This is a genomic window from Pseudomonas sp. ADAK13, assembly GCF_012935715.1.
Taxonomy (GTDB): domain Bacteria; phylum Pseudomonadota; class Gammaproteobacteria; order Pseudomonadales; family Pseudomonadaceae; genus Aquipseudomonas.
This window is the reverse complement of sequence record NZ_CP052860.1, coordinates 2,041,100-2,059,305: the sequence shown is the minus strand read 5'-3', so window position 1 is coordinate 2,059,305 and position 18,206 is coordinate 2,041,100. Positions and strand designations below refer to the sequence as shown.

Here is an 18,206-nt window from a genome sequence, read left to right as displayed (position 1 = left end):
TTGGGGCTATTGCTTCAAATTGAAGCAGGGCTCGAAAAGCCACGTGCGACTCCGTAAAATGAAGTCAAATTGACATCATTCAGGGAAGAACTCAGACATGCGCGCTTTTGCTTTACTCCTGGCCCTCACCGTTCTGGCGGGCTGCGCCTCCAAGCCGGCTTACTACATTTCCCCCGCCCCGGTTCAGATCCCCAAGACCGCCACCTATTGGCTCGACACCTTCGACGTTGACGTAGTGGGCAAGAACGAGCGCTTCCTGCCGGATGAAAAAGTCCGCGAGCAACTGGGCGTCGACCTGGTCAACCGCCTGCTCAAGGCCAAGCGCTACGCCACCAGTAAGGAAAGCGCTGACTATCTGTTGGATGTGAAGGTCGTCTATGCCCGTCATTTCCAGGATTCGAAGGGCGGGATCGCTACCGTGCTCGTTGACGACAACACGGTCCTGACCAGTGTGGATTTCAACTACCTGGTCAAGGTCAAGAAGGCCGGTGGTGAGGTATTGCACTTTGCCAAGGACCGTGACGGCCTGGTTCCCGCGGGCTTGTTTGGCCAATGGCAGCAATACAAGACGATCGGCGGGATCGTCAGCAATACCGGCAACTCCAGCGTCGAGCCGTTTTATACGGGCGTGCTGAGCCGCTTTATCGTCGATGACTTGCGCGATATCCCTTCGCGCTAAAGTGCGTTAACCCGAATCGCCAGTCCCTTGCGTCTGACCTTGTGAACGGATCATTCATTCACGAGGTTCAGCCCATGTCCCGTCCTCTTCTGCTGTTGCGCCCTGCCGCCCAAGGCTTCACCGTGACCCTGCTGGTGGCGCTTGCCGGATGTGGGCTTTCTGCATCCCGTGATGTGGCCAAGCCGGCTGAATCTGCACCCGTTGCGCAGCTGCAAAGCGAACCCGTCCGCGCTGAGGGTGCCACGGTCAAGCGGATGGTTGCGCCGGCACCGATGGCGTCGCAGTTTGTGATGCGTGACTCGGCCGCCATGGAGTACCGGGAGCAATATCAGAACCTCCCGGACAATCCGATCCGCAGCGTGGCCGAAACGCCGGTCTCCACCTTCAGCGTCGATGTCGACACCGGCAGCTATGCCAACGTAAGGCGTTTCCTCAACCAAGGCAGCCTGCCACCTGAAGGTGCTGTGCGACTGGAGGAGATGGTCAATTACTTCACCTACGACTACGCGTTGCCCACCGACGGCACGCCCTTTGGCGTGACCACCGAAGTGGCACCGTCACCGTGGAACCCCCACACCCGATTGCTGCGCATTGGCATCAAGGCCTCGGACCGCGCCGTGGCGGACCTGGCACCGGCCAACCTGGTGTTCCTGGTGGACGTGTCCGGCTCGATGAACCGGCGCGAAGGCCTGCCGCTGGTCAAGAGCACCCTGAAATTACTGGTGGACCAACTGCGTGACCAGGACCGCGTGTCGCTGGTGGTCTACGCCGGTGAATCGCGGGTGGTGCTCAAGCCTACGTCGGGTCGGGACAAAACCACGATCCGCAACGCCATCGACCAGTTGACCGCCGGCGGCTCCACCGCAGGCGCCTCGGGTATCGAAATGGCCTACCAAATGGCCCGCGAAGGGTTTATCTACAAAGGCATCAACCGCATCCTGCTGGCCACCGACGGCGACTTCAATGTGGGTGTCAGTGACTTCGACAGCCTGAAGCAAATGGCCGTGGACCAGCGCAAAAGCGGCGTGTCCCTGACCACCCTCGGCTTTGGTGTGGATAACTACAACGAACAGCTGATGGAACAACTGGCCGACGCCGGTGACGGTAACTACGCCTACATCGACAACCTGCGTGAAGCCCGCAAGGTGCTGGTGGACCAACTCAGCTCGACCCTCGCGGTGGTGGCCCGGGATGTGAAACTGCAAGTGGAATTCAACCCGGCACAGGTCAGCGAATACCGACTGCTGGGCTATGAAAACCGCGCCTTGAAGCGAGAGGATTTCAACAACGACAAGGTCGATGCCGGAGAGATCGGTGCAGGGCACACGGTGACCGCGTTGTATGAAATTGTCCCGAAGGGCGCGCAGGGCTGGCTGGAGCCACTGCGCTACGCATCGCCACCCAACGCTGACGGTAAAACCTCCGAATTGGCCATGCTGCGAGTACGCTACAAGCCGGCTGAAGGCGGCAATAGCCGACTGATCGAACACCCGATCAACAACGAGCAGAACGCCAAACCCAGCGACGACCTGCGCTTCTCTGCCGCCGTGGCCGCCTTCGCCCAGCAACTCAAGGGTGATGGCCGCTACACTGGCAGCATGAGCTTCAAGGACACGGCCGCACTGGCCCGCTCCGCCCGGGGCGACGACCCCTTCGGTTTGCGCGGCGAGTTTGTGCAACTGGTTGAATTGGCCCAGAGCCTCCAGGCACCGGCCAAACACTGATCCACCTCAAAGGAGTGCGCCACCTGATGGATTCACCCAGCGACGAAGCCCTGCTGTCCCGCTACCGCAGCGGCGATGGTGCGGCGTTCGAGGCCCTGTATGCGCGGCATCGACAGGGCCTTTACCGTTTCCTCGTGTCCTTGAGCAACAAGGCCGAACTGGCCGAGGAAGTGTTCCAGGACACCTGGCTCAGCCTGATCCGCAGCACAAGCGAGCCACAGGGCCGGGCGAGTTTTCGTACCTGGCTGTTCCAGATTGCCCGCAACCGCCTGATCGACCACTGGCGTAAGCACGGCATCCACAACCCGCTGCACGATAGCTACGATGAGCAACTGCACGGCCAGCCCGACGACAGCGCCGGGCCCGAGCAACTGCTGAGCCTGAGCCGCGACCAGGCGCGCCTGGACACCGCACTGCAAGACTTGCCCGAAGACCAGCGCGAAGTGTTCCTGCTGCGCCTGCACGGCGACCTGGAAGTGCCACAAATTGCCGCGCTCACCGGCGCCCCACTGGAAACGGTAAAAAGCCGCTTGCGTTACGCCCAGCAGAAACTGCGCCGACTGCTGGCCGAGGAGGTACCCGCATGACTGACTCCCGACAGACCCCGGATTCAAACGACGACGTGCTGATCGAGCATTTCCGTCAACACACCCGCGGCGAGCCGCCGGCTTCCCTGGACGCCTTCATCCTGGCCACCGCCCACCGCGAAACCCCGGTGCGCCAGCCCAATCTGTGGCAGCGCTGGTTACAGGCCTGCCAACGGCCGCGCTGGCAGATGGCGTTTGCCACCGTCGCGGGAGTGGCCCTGATGATTGGTTTGGTCACGCGCTCGCCGGTGCCGCAGCCGGAGTTATCCACAGGGACTTACGCGGCCGCCCCGCAGGAACTGGCCCGCCCGGCCCCGGCAGCCGCGCCGATGGCTCGATTCTCCGTGGCTCCGCAGGCCGACAGTGCGCCGCAGGTGCAGGCCGAAGTCGCCGGTGTGCTGGCGGATGAGTCGGTGGCGAAGATGAGCAAACGCGCGGCTGTTGTGCTGCCGCCACTGGAGCAAGGCTTGCAGGAGATCCTGCGGTTGCGGCAGGCGGGAGAGGCCAAGGCGGCGGATGAGAAACTGCTGGAGTTGCACAAGCGCTTTCCCAAGGAGGATTTGCCGGCGCGGTTGGAGGCGTTGCAGAAACCCTGAATCGGCGCCCACAAAAAAAGCCCCAGGTCTTTCGACCTGGGGCTTTTTCGTCTGTATCTGGTGCACCCGGCGGGATTCGAACCCACGACCCCTGCCTTCGGAGGGCAGTACTCTATCCAGCTGAGCTACGGATGCTTGTGCGGGCGACATCATACCCATGTCGACCATGGGCGTCCATGCCGCTTTTTGGCCGCCCTCCCGTAGGATTACGCGTCGCTGATGCCCTGTGCCGGGCGTTTCGACGGATTGAGGTGGAACTCGCCTGAAATACGCTGATCAGAAAAATGGAGCAAATGCGCCGTTTTCGTTCTTTTTTTCGAACAGACTATTGCCCTGTACCCCCATTGATCCTAGGATTCGTTTGAGATTTCAAACGCTCTTGTCTGGGTGCTGAACCGCACATTTGTCCTTTCGTGCGCTATTTACGTGCTTCAGCCCAGTGAATGATTTCCCTGACGGCAGCCCTCAAGGCGCCTTTCAACAACTCTAATTCGCTCCGCGCGTGCGCGGTGCTGTTAAGGAAAGCCGACATGCAGCTCAAAGACACCCAGTTGTTCCGCCAGCAAGCCTTTATTGATGGCGCTTGGGTCGATGCGGACAACGGTCAAACGATCAAGGTCAACAACCCCGCTACCGGCGAAATCCTCGGTACCGTGCCAAAAATGGGTGCCGCCGAAACCCGTCGCGCCATTGAAGCCGCTGACAAGGCCCTGCCGGCCTGGCGTGCACTCACCGCCAAGGACCGCGCCAACAAGCTGCGTCGCTGGTTCGAACTGATCATCGAGAACCAGGACGACCTGGCCCGCCTGATGACCCTGGAACAGGGCAAGCCACTGGCCGAAGCCAAGGGCGAAATCGTTTACGCCGCTTCGTTCATCGAGTGGTTCGCCGAAGAAGCCAAGCGTGTCTACGGTGACGTCATCCCCGGCCACCAGCCGGACAAGCGCCTGATCGTGATCAAGCAGCCGATCGGCGTTACCGCCGCCATCACGCCGTGGAACTTCCCGGCCGCGATGATCACCCGTAAAGCCGGCCCGGCCCTGGCCGCCGGTTGCACCATGGTGCTCAAGCCTGCGTCGCAAACCCCGTTCTCCGCGTTCGCCCTGGCTGAGCTGGCCCAGCGTGCCGGCATTCCGAAAGGCGTGTTCAGCGTGGTCTCCGGCAGCGCCGGCGATATCGGCAGCGAGCTGACCAGCAACCCGATCGTGCGTAAATTGTCCTTCACCGGCTCCACCGAAATCGGTCGCCAGTTGATGGCCGAATGCGCCAAGGACATCAAGAAAGTCTCCCTGGAACTGGGCGGCAACGCGCCGTTTATCGTGTTCGACGACGCAGACCTGGATAAGGCCGTCGAAGGCGCGATCATTTCCAAGTACCGCAACAACGGCCAGACCTGCGTCTGCGCCAACCGCCTGTACATTCAGGATTCGGTGTACGACGCGTTCGCCGAGAAACTGAAAGTGGCCGTGGCCAAGCTGAAGATCGGCAACGGTCTGGAAGAGGGCACCACCACTGGCCCGCTGATCGACGAGAAGGCTGTGGCCAAGGTTCAGGAGCACATCGCTGATGCCCTGAGCAAAGGCGCCACCCTGCTGGCCGGCGGTAAGGTCATCGATGGCAATTTCTTCGAGCCGACCATCCTGGTCAACGTGCCGAAAGACGCTGCCGTGGCCAAGGAAGAAACCTTCGGCCCATTGGCGCCGCTGTTCCGCTTCAAAGACGAAGCCGAAGTGATCGCGATGTCCAACGACACCGAGTTCGGCCTGGCGTCCTACTTCTATGCCCGCGACCTGGGCCGTGTGTTCCGTGTGGCGGAAGCCCTGGAATACGGCATGGTCGGCGTCAACACCGGGTTGATCTCCAACGAAGTGGCGCCGTTCGGCGGCATCAAGGCTTCGGGCCTGGGCCGTGAAGGCTCCAAGTACGGGATCGAGGATTACCTGGAAATCAAATACCTCTGCCTGGGCATCTAAGCCCGGCGCGAGATTGCAGTAAACGCAGAGGGCACGAGAGCGCTGTCCCTTTGCGTGTTTCACCCCGTTATTCGTAGTGGCCGGGAAAGCTGTGGCAGTCGATCATCGCATGCTGCCGTAGTTGCCTCCCCGCCACGTATTCCTTGGACCACGCCACCCGATGAGTGGCGAATGAGGACTTTATGAGCAAGACCAACGCATCCCTGATGAAACGCCGCGAAGCCGCTGTACCCCGCGGTGTTGGCCAGATTCACCCGATCTTCGCCGAGTCGGCGAAGAACGCCACCGTGACCGACGTTGAAGGTCGCGAATTCATCGACTTCGCCGGCGGTATCGCCGTGCTGAACACCGGCCACGTGCACCCGAAAATCATCGCGGCCGTGACCGAGCAACTGAACAAGCTGACTCACACCTGCTTCCAGGTACTGGCCTACGAGCCGTACGTTGAGCTGTGCGAAAAAGTTAACGCCAAGGTCCCGGGTGATTTCGCCAAGAAAACCCTGCTGGTCACCACCGGTTCCGAGGCGGTAGAAAACGCCGTGAAAATTGCGCGTGCCGCCACTGGCCGTGCCGGCGTGATCGCGTTCACTGGCGCCTACCACGGTCGCACCATGATGACCCTGGGCCTGACCGGCAAAGTCGTGCCGTACTCGGCCGGCATGGGCCTGATGCCAGGCGGCGTGTTCCGCGCACTGTTCCCGAACGAACTGCACGGTGTGAGCGACGACGACTCCATCGCCAGCATCGAACGCATCTTCAAGAACGATGCCGAGCCGCGTGATATCGCTGCCATCATCATCGAGCCGGTGCAGGGCGAAGGCGGTTTCTATGTCGCGCCTAAATCCTTCATGAAGCGCCTGCGTGAACTGTGCGACAAGCACGGCATCCTGCTGATCGCCGACGAAGTGCAAACCGGCGCCGGCCGCACCGGTACCTTCTTCGCCATGGAACAGATGGGCGTTGCTGCCGACCTGACCACCTTCGCCAAATCCATCGCAGGCGGCTTCCCGCTGGCCGGTGTGTGCGGCAAGGCTGAATACATGGACGCCATTGCTCCAGGCGGCCTGGGCGGCACCTACGCCGGTAGCCCGATTGCTTGCGCCGCGGCCCTGGCCGTGATGGAAGTGTTCGAAGAAGAGCACCTGCTGGACCGCTGCAAGGCTGTCGGCGAGCGCCTGGTCACCGGCCTGAAAGCTATCCAGGCCAAGTACCCGGTGATCGGCGAAGTGCGTGCCCTGGGCGCGATGATTGCGGTCGAGCTGTTTGAAGGTGGCGACAGCCACAAGCCGAACGCCGCTGCCGTTGCTTCCGTGGTGGCCAAGGCTCGCGACAAGGGCTTGATCCTGCTGTCCTGCGGCACCTACGGCAACGTGTTGCGCGTGCTGGTTCCGCTGACCTCGCCGGACGAGCAGCTGGACAAAGGCCTGGCGATCATCGAAGAGTGCTTCTCCGAGCTGTGATCAAAAGTTGACCTGATCGACAAAAAAACCCGCTCAGGCGGGTTTTTTTGTGCCCGATGAACGGTATTCAGCCGTTGTTCATTGTACGCAGGCGGCTCCTTTGTCTAAGGTGCTGGTATTGCCGATGGAGCGTGCTGGATGACTGCTGTTGATTTACCGGCTGTACCCCGTGTGTTGATTGCCGAGGCCGAACCCTGGTCCCGGGATTTGCTCAAGCAGGTGTTGCTGAATGTGCGCTGTGACGCACGGCTGGATGTGTGTGCCGATGGCCAGCGGGCCGCCGAGCTGCTGCGAGAGAAACCCTATGACCTGATCATCGCCGACTGGGAGCTGCCCGGCGTCGATGGCCTGAGCCTGTTGCGCAGCGTGCGCCAGCAACGGCGTTCGCCGCTGCTGCCGTTTATCCTGCTGAGCACCCGCAACGACAGCGCCAGCGTGCGCGAAGCCTTGCCCCTGGCGCCGACGGCGTACCTGACCAAACCGCTGAACATGGAAGGCCTGACCCAGCGCCTGCAAGACCTGCTGCTGAATGAAGGCGAGACGGTGTACTGCGAAGTCCCGGCCCTGGCGCCGGGCATGACTTTGCCGGTGTTTCTGGAACGGCGCCGCGAAGCCTCCGATGGCGCGCCGCTGCGGGTCGACGTGCAGGCCGCGGTGCAGCACAGCCTGGAGCCGGAAGGCCTGGACCTCAAGCGCCTGGAAGAGCAGGTGCGCATGGACCCGCAAATCACTGCCGTGCTGATCGCTGCCGCCAACAGCGCAGGCCATCACGGTTCGCCGGTGCAAACCCTGTCCATGGCCCTGCACAAGCTGGCGGCCGGGCAGAGCATGAACCTGATCCTGGGGCTCGCCCTCAAGCACAACGTGGTGCTGAGCGACCCAAGCCTTGTGGATTACGCCGAGCGTCACTGGCAACTGTCCCAACGCACCGCCGACTACGCCCGCAGCCTGGCGCGCATGCTCGACCTGGATCACGAGCGCTGCTACAGCGCCGGCATCCTCCATCGCCTCGGCGACCTGGCCTTGCTGCGGTGCCTGCAAGACTGGCTGCAGGGCGGCGGCGAACTGGATGACGAAGCGATAGGCGAGTCTCTTTACACCTTCGGTGCAGCCTATGGCTCGGCGTTGCGCACCCGTTGGCGCTTGCCGCTGGAGTTGCGCCAGTTGATCGCGGCGATTTATTCGCTGGAAGGCGGGGTGTATTCCCGGGAAGCGCTGGTGATGAACCTGGCGGCGCAACTGGCACGGCTGACCGAGCATGAAGGCGTCGAGGCGCTGGCCAAAGGCAAGACCGCACGCTTGCTCAAGGTGGGTTTGCCGGAATTGGCGCGTATGCGCAAAACCTGACAGGCGATGCGGGCCAGTGTGGGAGCTGGCTTTTGTAGGAGCCGGGCTTGCCCGCGATGCAGGCACCTCGGTGTGTCAGTTGCACCGAGGTGATGCTATCGCAGGCAAGCCAGCTCCCACAGGGAGTCGTGGTGCGTCAGCCCGTGAGCACGCGGTTTTTGCCCTGGCGCTTGGCCTCATACATTGCGGCGTCGGCACGGGCGAACAGGCTGTCTACGTTGGCGTCCTCGGCGGTCAGGCTGGCCAGGCCCTGGCTGACCGTGACCGCGAAGCTCTCACCGTCATGGCTGAAACTCAGTTGCGCAATCTCGTGCCCCAGGCGTTCGGCCACTTGCATTGCCATCTCCGGCGCACAGCCGGGTAGCACGGCGGCGAATTCTTCGCCGCCAATGCGCCCGAACAGGTCGCCACGGCGCAGCACTCCTCGACCGCTCTCGGCGATACGCTGCAACACCTGATCGCCCTCCAGGTGGCCGTAGGTGTCGTTGACCACCTTGAAGTCATCGATGTCCAGCAGCAGGAACGCCAGGGGCGTGCCCTGCAGGCAGGCGCGTTCGAACTCGTGGTGGGCGCACTCGAAGAAGTGCCGGCGGTTGCTGCTGCGGGTCAGCACGTCGGTGGTGGCCAGGCGGTGCAGCTCCAGTTCCAGGTGCTTCTTTTCAGTGATGTCTTCGGCCATGCCCACGACGATCACCGGCTGGCCAGGCTCGGCCTGCTGGTTGATGTAGCACTTGTCGCTGAGCCAGCGGATCTGCCCGTCGGCGGTGATGATGCGGTACTCGCGGTCTTCCACGGCGCCGCTGTGCAGCACCTGGGCCAGGCTGTGTTCGGCGTAGTCGAGGTCTTCGGGGTGAATGCTGTTGCGCCATTCCCGATAGTCGGCGAGCAACATGCCTGCCGTACGTCCGAAAACCCGCTCATAGGCCGGGCTGACATACAGCACGCGGCGGGTGTCCCACTCGATGGCCCAGAGCACGGCGTTCACGCTGACCAGCAGCGAACTCAGCAGTTGCTCGCGTTCACTCAAGCGCTCCACTTCGCCCTGGGCATGCATCAGCGCCAGCAACGTAGCGGCGGCGGCCGGTCGTGGCTGGTCGAGGACGGGTGGGTCGGTGAAGGTCTGTTCGGGGACCATCGGCACAACTCTCTCTGGGCATGCCGCGGGGTTGGGCAGCGGTCACAACAAGGGCCGCCGGGATGGCGAAGTGTTGTTTGAGAGGGGGAATTTGCAGCGAAGTTCCGTTATCAGCGTCGATTTGAGGCGACCAAGAAATGGCGCCAGAAACCTGTAGGAGCGAGCCTGTTGGGGTGAGGGGCTTGCTGTGGCGAGGGAGATTGCTCCCGCTGGAGCGCGCAGCGCTCCCAAGATTTTGGGGCCGCTACGCAGCCCAGCGGGAGCAAGCTCCCTCGCCACAGCAGCTCCCTGGCCACAAAAAATCGGCTCGCTACAGCCGTGATCAGACCGCGGCAGGCCGTAGCGAATAGGTTTTCAACTGGTGGGCAAAGTCCCGCAGGGATTGAATCCCGCTGGCCTCGGCCTCGTGTACCCATTCCTTGATCGCCGCCAGCATGTCATGCCCGTTGGTGCTGGTTTTCAGCCAGATCTGTTGCAGCGCCAGGCGCTTTTCGTAGATCACTTTCAGGGCCTGGCTGTGTTCCAGCATGCTTTGGATGCGCACGTGGTGACGGTCATCCAGCAGGCTGGTTTCCCGCGACAACAGGCGCTTGGCGCGATGGAACTGGTGGCGCACCGAGTGATCGACCTTCTCCAGTTCCTGCTTGACCAGCGGGCCAATCACCAACTTGCGGTACTGGGCCATGATCTGGAAACGGTTGTTGAGGATCGCCATGGCGGTGTCCATGTCCAGGTGGCCCTTGCCTTCGACCCGGTGGGCGATCGGCGCGACCCGTTGCACCTTGGCCAGGCGCAGGAAGCTGAACACTTTGATCCAGGCCCAGCCCAGGTCGAACTCCCACTTCTTCACCGACAGCTTGGCGGAGTTGGGGTAGGTGTGGTGGTTGTTATGCAGCTCTTCGCCGCCAACGATGATGCCCCAGGGAATCAGGTTGGTCGCCGCGTCGCGGCATTCGAAATTGCGGTAGCCGATGGCATGGCCCAGGCCGTTGATCACGCCGGCGGCCCAGAACGGAATCCACATCATCTGGATGGCCCAGATGGTGATGCCGATGGTGCCGAACAGCAGCAGGTCGATCACGCCCATGATTGCCACGCCCAGCAGCGGGTACGGGGTGTAGAGCTTGCGTTCGATCCAGTCTTCCGGGCAGTTCTTGCCGTAGATACGCAGGGTCTCGGGGTTTTCGGCCTCGGCGCGGTACAGCTCGGCGCCTTTGCGCAGAACAGTGGACAGGCCCTTGATCACCGGGCTGTGGGGATCGTCGACGGTTTCGCACTTGGCGTGGTGTTTACGGTGGATAGCGGTCCACTCGCGGGTGTTCTGCGCCGTGGTGAGCCACAGCCAGAAGCGGAAGAAGTGTTTCAGGCCAGCATTGAGCTCCAGGGAGCGGTGGGCTGAATAGCGGTGCAGATAGACCGTGACCCCGACAATGGTCACGTGGGTCATCAACAGAGTGACTGCCACCAGTTGCCAGGCCGACAAGTCAAGAAAACCGTTGTACCACATAGGCTGTATGGCCCTCAGATAAAGAAAAAAACAGCATCCGCATTATCACTCCCTTTGCGGATAAAACCAGTCACCGTTTCAGATAAGACTTACAAGGTGTTTCCTATTCTATAATCCTGACCCTTTGTAGGGCGATTCTGGTTTTTTAGTAAGGATTACTGACCATATGCTGTTTTCATACCGAGGTGCCCTGCGTGCGGGGCTGTTGTACCTGCTGGTTTCCATTGTGTGGATACAGCTCAGCCAGCACCTGTTGATCAAACTTTCCGACGAACCGGCGCAAGTGATCCATTGGCTGGCGCTGCGGGGCTATATCTGGATTGGCCTGAGCGCCCTGGTGATTTATCTGCTTTGCGCCCGTTTTGCCCGGGCAAACCTGATCCAGCAGCCCCTCAAGGAAAACCGCGAGCGGCTGCGCCAGGCCGCCGCTGTGTTCGATTGCACCCGCGAAGGCGTGCTGGTTACCGATGCGCAGGGGCTGATCGTGCACGTCAACCGGGCCTTTATCGAAATCACCGGCTACCAGGGCGAAGACGTGTTGGGCCGCCAGCCGAGCCTGTTCAAGTCCGGGCGCCACTCCGCGAGCTTCTATCAACAGATGTTCCAGACCCTGGAGCGCGAAGGCGAATGGAGCGGCGAAATCTGGAACCGCCGTAAAAGCGGCGAAATTTATCCACAGTGGCAGACCATCCGCGTCATCCGCGATGAGCAGGGCAACATCAGCCACTACGTCGCGGTGTTCTCCGACATCAGCGCCATCAAGCACTCCGAGCACGAACTGGCGCACCTCGCCCACCACGACCCGCTGACCGACCTGCCCAACCGCCTGCTGTTCACCGACCGCGCCGAACAGGCCCTGGCCTCGGCGCAGATCCATAAACGCGGCTGCGCCTTGCTGTTGCTGGACCTGGACCACTTCAAGATCATCAACGACAGCCTTGGCCACAACGTCGGCGACCAGTTGCTCAAGGCCGTCGGCGAACGCCTGCAAGGCCTGTTCGGCCCCGGCGTGACCCTGGCGCGCCTGGGGGGCGACGAGTTCGCGGTGCTGGCGGAAAGTTGTCCACAGGTGGTTCAGGCGGCCGCCCTGGCGCAACGTATTCTCGATGGGATGAAAGAACCGTTCATCTTCGACGGCCATCAGCTGTTTATCAGCGCCAGCATTGGCATCAGCCTGTTCCCCAGCGATGCCCTGAGCGCCGAGCAACTGCTGCGCAACGCCGATTCGGCGCTGTTCAAGGCCAAGAGCGCCGGCCGCGAAGGCTACGCCTTGTACACCGAAGAACTCACCGCCCACGCCCAGCACCGTGTCGAAATGGCCGGCGAACTGCGCCGCGCCCTCGACCAGCAAGAGCTGCGGGTTTACTACCAACCGGTGCACGACCTGCAGAACAGCCGCCTGATCGGCGTCGAAGCCCTGGTGCGCTGGCAGCACCCGGAGCGCGGGCTGGTGCCGCCGGGGGAATTCATCCCGATTGCCGAGCGTACCGGGCTGATCGCCGATATCGACGCCTGGGTCATGGACCAGGCCTGCCGCCAGATGTGCCAGTGGCTGGCCGGCGGCGCACCGCTTACGTTCCTCGCGGTGAACGTGTCCAGCCGCCTGTTTGCCCGGCGCGAGCTGTATGAGCAAGTGGCCAAGGTGCTGCACGATACGGGGCTGGATCCGGCATTCCTGGAATTGGAAGTCACCGAAAGCGCGGTAATGGAAGACCCGGAAGTCGCCCTTGAACAAATGCACCGCCTGCGGGAGTTGGGCTTGCGCCTGGCCATTGATGACTTTGGCACCGGTTACTCATCGCTGCTGCGGCTCAAGCGGTTGCCGGTGCAGAAGCTCAAGATTGATCAGGGCTTTGTCGCCGGGTTGCCGTGGGATGAAGACGACGCGGCGATCGTGCGGGTGGTGATCGCGTTGGCGCAGAGCATGGGCATGCAGGTGCACGCCGAGGGTATCGAGCAGGTCGAGCAGGCGCGGTTTCTGTTGGAGCAGCGGTGTGACCTGGGCCAGGGGTACTGGTTTGGTCGGCCGATGCCGGCCAGTGAGCTGGATTGGGCGAGGGCGCCGATCATTCGCTGAACATCATGTGGGTTTTGTGGCGAGGGAGCTTGCTCCCGCTGGGGTGCGCAGCGCCCCCCAAAAATGGGACTGCTACGCAGTCCAGCGGGAGCAAGCTCCCTCGCCACAAATACAGCACTCGTTCTTGCTTCGGTATTTTCAGCCCCCAAACCCCGCGCAACCCCACGTCCCATCAGAAAATTCTTTCTGGTTATATAAACATTCTTAAATAGTATTTTTAAGAATATCCGCGCTTATCTACTATCGCCCTCACGCCGCAAGCAGTGCCGCCACTGCGAGGCACTTCTCATTTCAGGAGCACGACCATGAGCGCATCTCTACGTAGCGTTGACGGCCAGGACGAAGCAGCCATTTTGCGCGAGATCCAGAGCGCCCTGCGCGACCTGCGGTTTGGTGCGGTGGAAATCACTGTGCACAACGCCCAGGTAGTACAAATCGAACGCAAAGAGAAATTCCGTTTGCAGAACCCGGGCAACAAACCGAGCTGAGCAAGATCGGCGATTCGATTGCAAGACCCGCAACTATAAGAAAAAAGCCAACACCCAAGAATTTCAGGAGCCTTCTATGTCGTCGATTCGCCGTTATGCCCTGGCAGCACTGGCCAGTGCCGTGTTTGCCGGTTCCGCTGTTGCCAAGGATTACGAACTGCTCAACGTGTCTTACGACCCGACCCGCGAGCTCTACCAGGACTACAACGCTGAATTCACCAGCTTCTGGAAGAAAGAGCACCCGGGCGACAACGTCAAGATCCAGCAGTCCCACGGTGGTTCGGGCAAGCAAGGCCGCGCGGTGATCGACGGCCTGCGTGCTGACGTCGTGACCCTGGCCCTGGCCGGCGACATCGACGAAATCGCAAAACTGGGCAAGACCCTGCCGGAAAACTGGCAAACCCGCCTGCCGGACGCCAGCACCCCGTACACCTCGACCATCGTGTTCCTGGTGCGCAAGGGCAACCCTAAAGGCATCAAGGATTGGGGCGACCTGATCAAGAAAGACGTTTCCGTGATTACCCCGAACCCGAAAACCTCCGGCGGCGCCCGCTGGAACTTCCTCGCCGCGTGGGCCTACGGCCTGAAAGCCGGTGGCAGCGAAGCCAAGGCCCAGGAATACGTGAAAGAGCTGTTCAAGCACGTGCCGATCCTCGACACCGGCGCTCGCGGTTCGACCATCACCTTCGTCAACAACGGTCAGGGTGACGTGTTGCTGGCCTGGGAAAACGAAGCCTTCCTGGCCCTGAAAGAAGACGGCGGCGCCGACAAGTTCGACATCGTTGTGCCTTCGCTGTCGATCCTCGCCGAGCCTCCCGTGGCCGTGGTCGACAAGAACGCCGAGAAAAAGGGCAACACCGAAATCGCTACCGCCTACCTCAAGCACCTGTACAGCCCGGCTGGCCAGGAGATTGCGGCGAAGAACTTCTACCGCCCACGCGATGAGAAAGTCGCCGCCAAATACGCCCAGCAGTTCCCGAAACTGGACCTGGTGACTATCGACAAAGACTTCGGCGGCTGGAAAACTGCCCAACCGAAATTCTTCAATGACGGTGGCGTGTTCGACCAGATTTACTCGGCGCAGTAAGCAAAATCAAACTGTAGGAGCCAGCTTTCTGTGGGAGCCGGGCTTGCCCGCGATAGCATCACCTCGGTGTAACTGATACACCGAGGTGCCGGCATCGCAGGCAAGCCAGCTCCCACAGAAGCTCGCTCCTACAGTGGCATCTACCCGCTAACCAAGGACTCTTATGTCGCGTCGTATCTCCCCCGTCATACCCGGCTTCGGGCTGACGCTGGGCTACACCGTGGTGTACCTCAGCCTGATCGTACTCATCCCGCTGGCGGCGATGTTTGTACATGCCGCTCAACTCACTTGGGATCAGTTCTGGAACATCATCACCGCACCACGCGTGCTGGCGGCGTTGAAACTGAGCTTCGGCACCGCGTTTTGCGCAGCGATCATCAACGGCGTTATCGGCACCCTGCTGGCCTGGGTACTGGTGCGTTATACCTTCCCGGGTCGCAAGATCATCGATGCGATGATCGACCTGCCGTTTGCCTTGCCCACCGCCGTCGCCGGTATTGCGCTCACTGCGCTGTACACGCCGACAGGTCTGGTCGGTCAGTTCGCCGCCGACCTGGGCTTCAAGATCGCCTACACCCCTTTGGGTATTACCCTGGCGCTGACCTTCGTCACGCTGCCATTCGTGGTGCGTACCGTGCAGCCGGTGCTGGCCGATATCCCCCGGGAAATCGAAGAAGCCGCCGCCTGCCTGGGTGCCAAGCCACTGCAAGTGTTCCGCTACATCCTGGTGCCGGCGCTGTTGCCTGCCTGGTTGACCGGCTTCGCGTTGGCGTTCGCCCGAGGCGTGGGTGAGTACGGTTCGGTGATCTTCATCGCCGGCAACATGCCGATGAAAACCGAGATTCTGCCGTTGCTGATCATGGTCAAGCTCGACCAATACGACTACACCGGCGCCACGGCCATCGGCGTGATGATGCTGGTGGTTTCCTTTGTCCTGCTGCTGCTGATCAACTTGCTGCAGCGGCGCATCGAACACCCATAAGGAGGCGCGGAACATGTCCCAATCGTCTATTTCCGCCGCGTCCTCGGCCAACGCTGCCCGTCGCGGCAGCGCGGTGTCCCGACGCATTCTGATCAGCCTCGGCTGGTTGATCTTCGCGCTGTTTCTGCTGCTGCCGCTGTTTATCGTGGTGTCCCAGGGCCTGAAGAATGGCCTGGGGGCGTTCTTCACCGCGATTCTCGAGCCGGACGCGCTGTCGGCGCTGAAACTCACGGTGATCGCCGTGGTGATCTCGGTGCCGCTCAACGTGGTGTTCGGCGTCAGCGCCGCCTGGTGCGTGAGCAAGTACTCGTTCCGTGGCAAAAGTATCCTGGTGACGCTGATCGACCTGCCGTTCTCGGTATCGCCGGTGATCGCCGGTCTGGTGTACGTGTTGATGTTCGGCGCCCAGGGCTTCTTTGGCCCCTGGCTGCAAGACCATGACATCCAGATCGTGTTCGCCTTGCCGGGCATCGTGCTGGCGACGATCTTCGTCACCGTGCCGTTCGTGGCCCGTGAACTGATCCCGTTGATGCAGGAACAAGGCACCCAGGAAGAAGAGGCCGCGCGCCTGCTGGGCGCCAACGGCTGGCAGATGTTCTGGCATGTCACCGTGCCGAACATCAAGTGGGGCCTGATCTACGGCGTGGTGCTGTGTACGGCGCGGGCGATGGGTGAGTTCGGTGCGGTGTCGGTGGTGTCCGGCCACATTCGCGGCGTGACCAACACCTTGCCGCTGCACGTCGAGATCCTCTACAACGAATACAACCACGTCGCCGCGTTTGCCGTCGCGAGCCTGTTGCTGATCCTGGCGCTCTTCATCCTGCTGCTCAAGCAGTGGAGCGAGAACCGTATCAACCGCCTGCGCAAAAGCGCTGGTGAGGAATAAGTCATGTCGATCGAAGTCCGTAATGTCAGCAAGAACTTCAACGCCTTCAAGGCCCTGAACAGCATCAATCTGGACATCCAGAGTGGCGAGCTGGTGGCGTTGCTGGGCCCGTCCGGCTGCGGCAAGACCACCTTGCTGCGCATCATCGCCGGCCTGGAAACCCCGGATAACGGCAGCATCGTGTTCCACGGTGAAGACGTTTCCGGCCACGACGTGCGTGATCGCAATGTCGGCTTTGTGTTCCAGCACTACGCGCTGTTCCGCCACATGACCGTGTTCGACAACGTCGCGTTCGGCCTGCGCATGAAACCGAAAAACCAGCGCCCGACCGAAAGCCAGATCGCGGTCAAAGTCCACGAGCTGCTGAACATGGTGCAACTCGACTGGTTGTCCGATCGCTACCCGGAACAACTCTCCGGCGGCCAGCGCCAGCGTATCGCCCTGGCTCGCGCCCTGGCGGTAGAACCTAAAGTGCTGCTGCTGGATGAACCGTTCGGCGCCCTGGATGCCAAGGTCCGTAAAGAGCTGCGCCGCTGGCTGGCGCGCCTGCACGAAGACATCAACCTGACCTCGGTGTTCGTGACCCACGACCAGGAAGAAGCCATGGAAGTGGCGGACCGCATCGTGGTGATGAACAAGGGCGTGATCGAGCAGATCGGCTCACCGGGCGAAGTCTACGAAAACCCGGCCAGCGATTTCGTTTATCACTTCCTCGGTGACTCCAACCGCCTGCACTTGGGTGAAGACAAGCACGTGCTGTTCCGCCCGCATGAAGTGTCGTTGTCGCGCCATGAGCTGGAAGACCACCACGCGGCTGAAGTGCGTGATATTCGCCCGCTTGGCGCGACCACCCGGGTAACCCTGAAGGTCGAAGGCCAGAGCGAACTGATCGAAGCTGAAGTGGTGAAAGACCATGACAGCCTGACCGGTTTGGCGCGGGGCGAGACGCTGTTCTTCAAGCCCAAGGTCTGGCAAAAGGCTTAAGACCCGCTGCAAAACCCAATGTGAGAGCGGGCTTATGTGGGAGCTGGCTTGCCCGCGATAGCATCACCTCGGTATGCCTGAGACACCGAGGTGCCGGTATCGCAGGCAAGCCAGCTCCCACAGAAAACCGGTTCCCACAGTGAGTTTGTGTTGCTTGTCAGGCTGTGGCGTTCTTGTGCCGCACGGCCACCGGCCCCGAGCGCTCTTCAATCTGCTGCTTCAGGTCATGCCGCAGCCCCACCAGAAACGCCAACTCCGCCACCACAAACAACGGCCCTACGATCAGCCCGGACACGTCATCGACAAACGCCGGTTTTTTGCCCTCGTAGTAATGCCCGACAAACTGGATCACCCAGCCCACCACGAACATGCCGATGCCGCTGCTCAGCCACACCAGCGTGCTTTGCGCTGCCAGTACATGCCCGGCCCACACCGACAGGCCCATCAGCACCGTCATCAGCACACCGAGTGCCAGTTCCAGGCGCAGGTAGAACCACGCCGAGAGCAGCGCCACTACCACGGCCGGCGAGAGCCAGAGCCCGGCCACCGTCCATTCGGGGCGTGACAGCAACACGGCCACCGCCACCACAATCAGCGGGATGCCGATAAAGTGGCTGGCGATATTGCGCGGGTCACGGTGGTAGGCAGCGTATTGACTGAGATGGTCGACGAGGCTTTTCATTGTTGTTCCTCC

General features: G+C 61.5%; 16 protein-coding genes and 1 tRNA gene. 13 read left to right on the top strand and 4 right to left on the bottom strand.

The genetic code is table 11. From position 1 onward, the window contains the following. Positions 1–97 precede the first annotated feature (97 nt). From HKK54_RS09650 to HKK54_RS09635, 4 genes are all read left to right on the top strand, one after another. A complete protein-coding gene (locus tag HKK54_RS09650; RefSeq protein ID WP_169386672.1) occupies positions 98–679 on the top strand; it encodes a hypothetical protein in 582 nt (193 codons plus the stop codon). Between the two features lie 74 nt (positions 680–753). After that, positions 754–2,403: a vWA domain-containing protein gene (locus tag HKK54_RS09645; protein ID WP_169386671.1), complete on the top strand. Its 1,650-nt coding sequence runs from the start codon at positions 754–756 to the stop codon at positions 2,401–2,403. Between the two features lie 26 nt (positions 2,404–2,429). Next, positions 2,430–2,990 (top strand): RNA polymerase sigma factor, encoded by a 561-nt coding sequence (locus HKK54_RS09640; RefSeq protein WP_169386670.1) that lies wholly within the window; start codon positions 2,430–2,432, stop codon positions 2,988–2,990. Beyond that, a complete protein-coding gene (locus HKK54_RS09635; RefSeq protein ID WP_169386669.1) occupies positions 2,987–3,586 on the top strand; it encodes a hypothetical protein in 600 nt (199 codons plus the stop codon). The genes HKK54_RS09640 and HKK54_RS09635 overlap by 4 nt, the downstream gene beginning before the upstream one ends. 58 nt (positions 3,587–3,644) lie before the next feature. Here the strand turns inward: HKK54_RS09635 and HKK54_RS09630 are convergent. After that, positions 3,645–3,721 (bottom strand) — tRNA-Arg (locus HKK54_RS09630). Positions 3,722–4,116: 395 nt separating this feature from the next. On the opposite strand from HKK54_RS09630, the gene gabD reads away from it, so the two are divergent. The 3 genes from gabD to HKK54_RS09615 all read left to right on the top strand — a co-directional run bounded on the left by gabD (position 4,117) and on the right by HKK54_RS09615 (position 8,366). Then, on the top strand, positions 4,117–5,559 hold the full coding sequence (gene gabD, locus HKK54_RS09625; protein ID WP_010168815.1) for an NADP-dependent succinate-semialdehyde dehydrogenase: 1,443 nt from the start codon (positions 4,117–4,119) through the stop codon (positions 5,557–5,559). 182 nt (positions 5,560–5,741) lie between these two features. Next, positions 5,742–7,019 (top strand): 4-aminobutyrate--2-oxoglutarate transaminase, encoded by a 1,278-nt coding sequence (gabT, locus tag HKK54_RS09620; RefSeq protein WP_010168817.1) that lies wholly within the window; start codon positions 5,742–5,744, stop codon positions 7,017–7,019. A gap of 138 nt (positions 7,020–7,157) precedes the next feature. Then, complete coding sequence (locus tag HKK54_RS09615; RefSeq protein WP_010168820.1) at positions 7,158–8,366, top strand: HDOD domain-containing protein; 1,209 nt, start codon at positions 7,158–7,160, stop codon at positions 8,364–8,366. Positions 8,367–8,502: 136 nt separating this feature from the next. On the opposite strand, the gene HKK54_RS09610 is transcribed toward HKK54_RS09615, so the two are convergent. Both HKK54_RS09610 and desA read right to left on the bottom strand, forming a co-directional pair. Beyond that, the gene (locus HKK54_RS09610) at positions 8,503–9,501 is read right to left on the bottom strand and encodes a GGDEF domain-containing protein (RefSeq protein WP_010168822.1); all 999 of its coding nucleotides are present in this window, start codon (positions 9,499–9,501) and stop codon (positions 8,503–8,505) included. Between the two features lie 322 nt (positions 9,502–9,823). Beyond that, entirely contained in the window at positions 9,824–11,008 is a 1,185-nt protein-coding gene (desA, locus tag HKK54_RS09605; RefSeq protein WP_010168824.1) for a delta-9 fatty acid desaturase DesA, read from the bottom strand. Positions 11,009–11,174: 166 nt separating this feature from the next. On the opposite strand from desA, the gene dibA reads away from it, so the two are divergent. The 6 genes from dibA (at position 11,175) to HKK54_RS09575 (ending at position 17,512) form a co-directional block, all read left to right on the top strand. Continuing rightward, entirely contained in the window at positions 11,175–13,085 is a 1,911-nt protein-coding gene (gene dibA / locus HKK54_RS09600; RefSeq protein WP_169386668.1) for a phosphodiesterase DibA, read from the top strand. Positions 13,086–13,390: 305 nt separating this feature from the next. After that, the gene (gene oscA, locus HKK54_RS09595) at positions 13,391–13,573 is read left to right on the top strand and encodes a sulfur starvation response protein OscA (RefSeq protein ID WP_003170956.1); all 183 of its coding nucleotides are present in this window, start codon (positions 13,391–13,393) and stop codon (positions 13,571–13,573) included. Positions 13,574–13,649: 76 nt separating this feature from the next. Then, positions 13,650–14,660 (top strand): sulfate ABC transporter substrate-binding protein, encoded by a 1,011-nt coding sequence (locus HKK54_RS09590; RefSeq protein ID WP_010168832.1) that lies wholly within the window; start codon positions 13,650–13,652, stop codon positions 14,658–14,660. A 163-nt stretch (positions 14,661–14,823) separates the two neighbouring features. Further along, complete coding sequence (gene cysT / locus HKK54_RS09585) at positions 14,824–15,642, top strand: sulfate ABC transporter permease subunit CysT (protein WP_010168834.1); 819 nt, start codon at positions 14,824–14,826, stop codon at positions 15,640–15,642. Between the two features lie 13 nt (positions 15,643–15,655). Continuing rightward, positions 15,656–16,528, top strand: coding sequence for a sulfate ABC transporter permease subunit CysW (gene cysW / locus HKK54_RS09580; RefSeq protein WP_010168836.1), 873 nt, complete (start codon positions 15,656–15,658; stop codon positions 16,526–16,528). A gap of 3 nt (positions 16,529–16,531) precedes the next feature. Further along, positions 16,532–17,512 carry a sulfate/molybdate ABC transporter ATP-binding protein gene (locus tag HKK54_RS09575; RefSeq protein ID WP_010168838.1) on the top strand — a complete coding sequence of 327 codons (981 nt, stop codon included), beginning with the start codon at positions 16,532–16,534 and terminating at the stop codon, positions 17,510–17,512. A 157-nt stretch (positions 17,513–17,669) separates the two neighbouring features. Here the strand turns inward: HKK54_RS09575 and HKK54_RS09570 are convergent, their stop codons facing one another. Beyond that, entirely contained in the window at positions 17,670–18,194 is a 525-nt protein-coding gene (locus tag HKK54_RS09570) for an Mpo1 family 2-hydroxy fatty acid dioxygenase (protein ID WP_169386667.1), read from the bottom strand. Between the last annotated feature and the right edge of the window lie 12 nt (positions 18,195–18,206).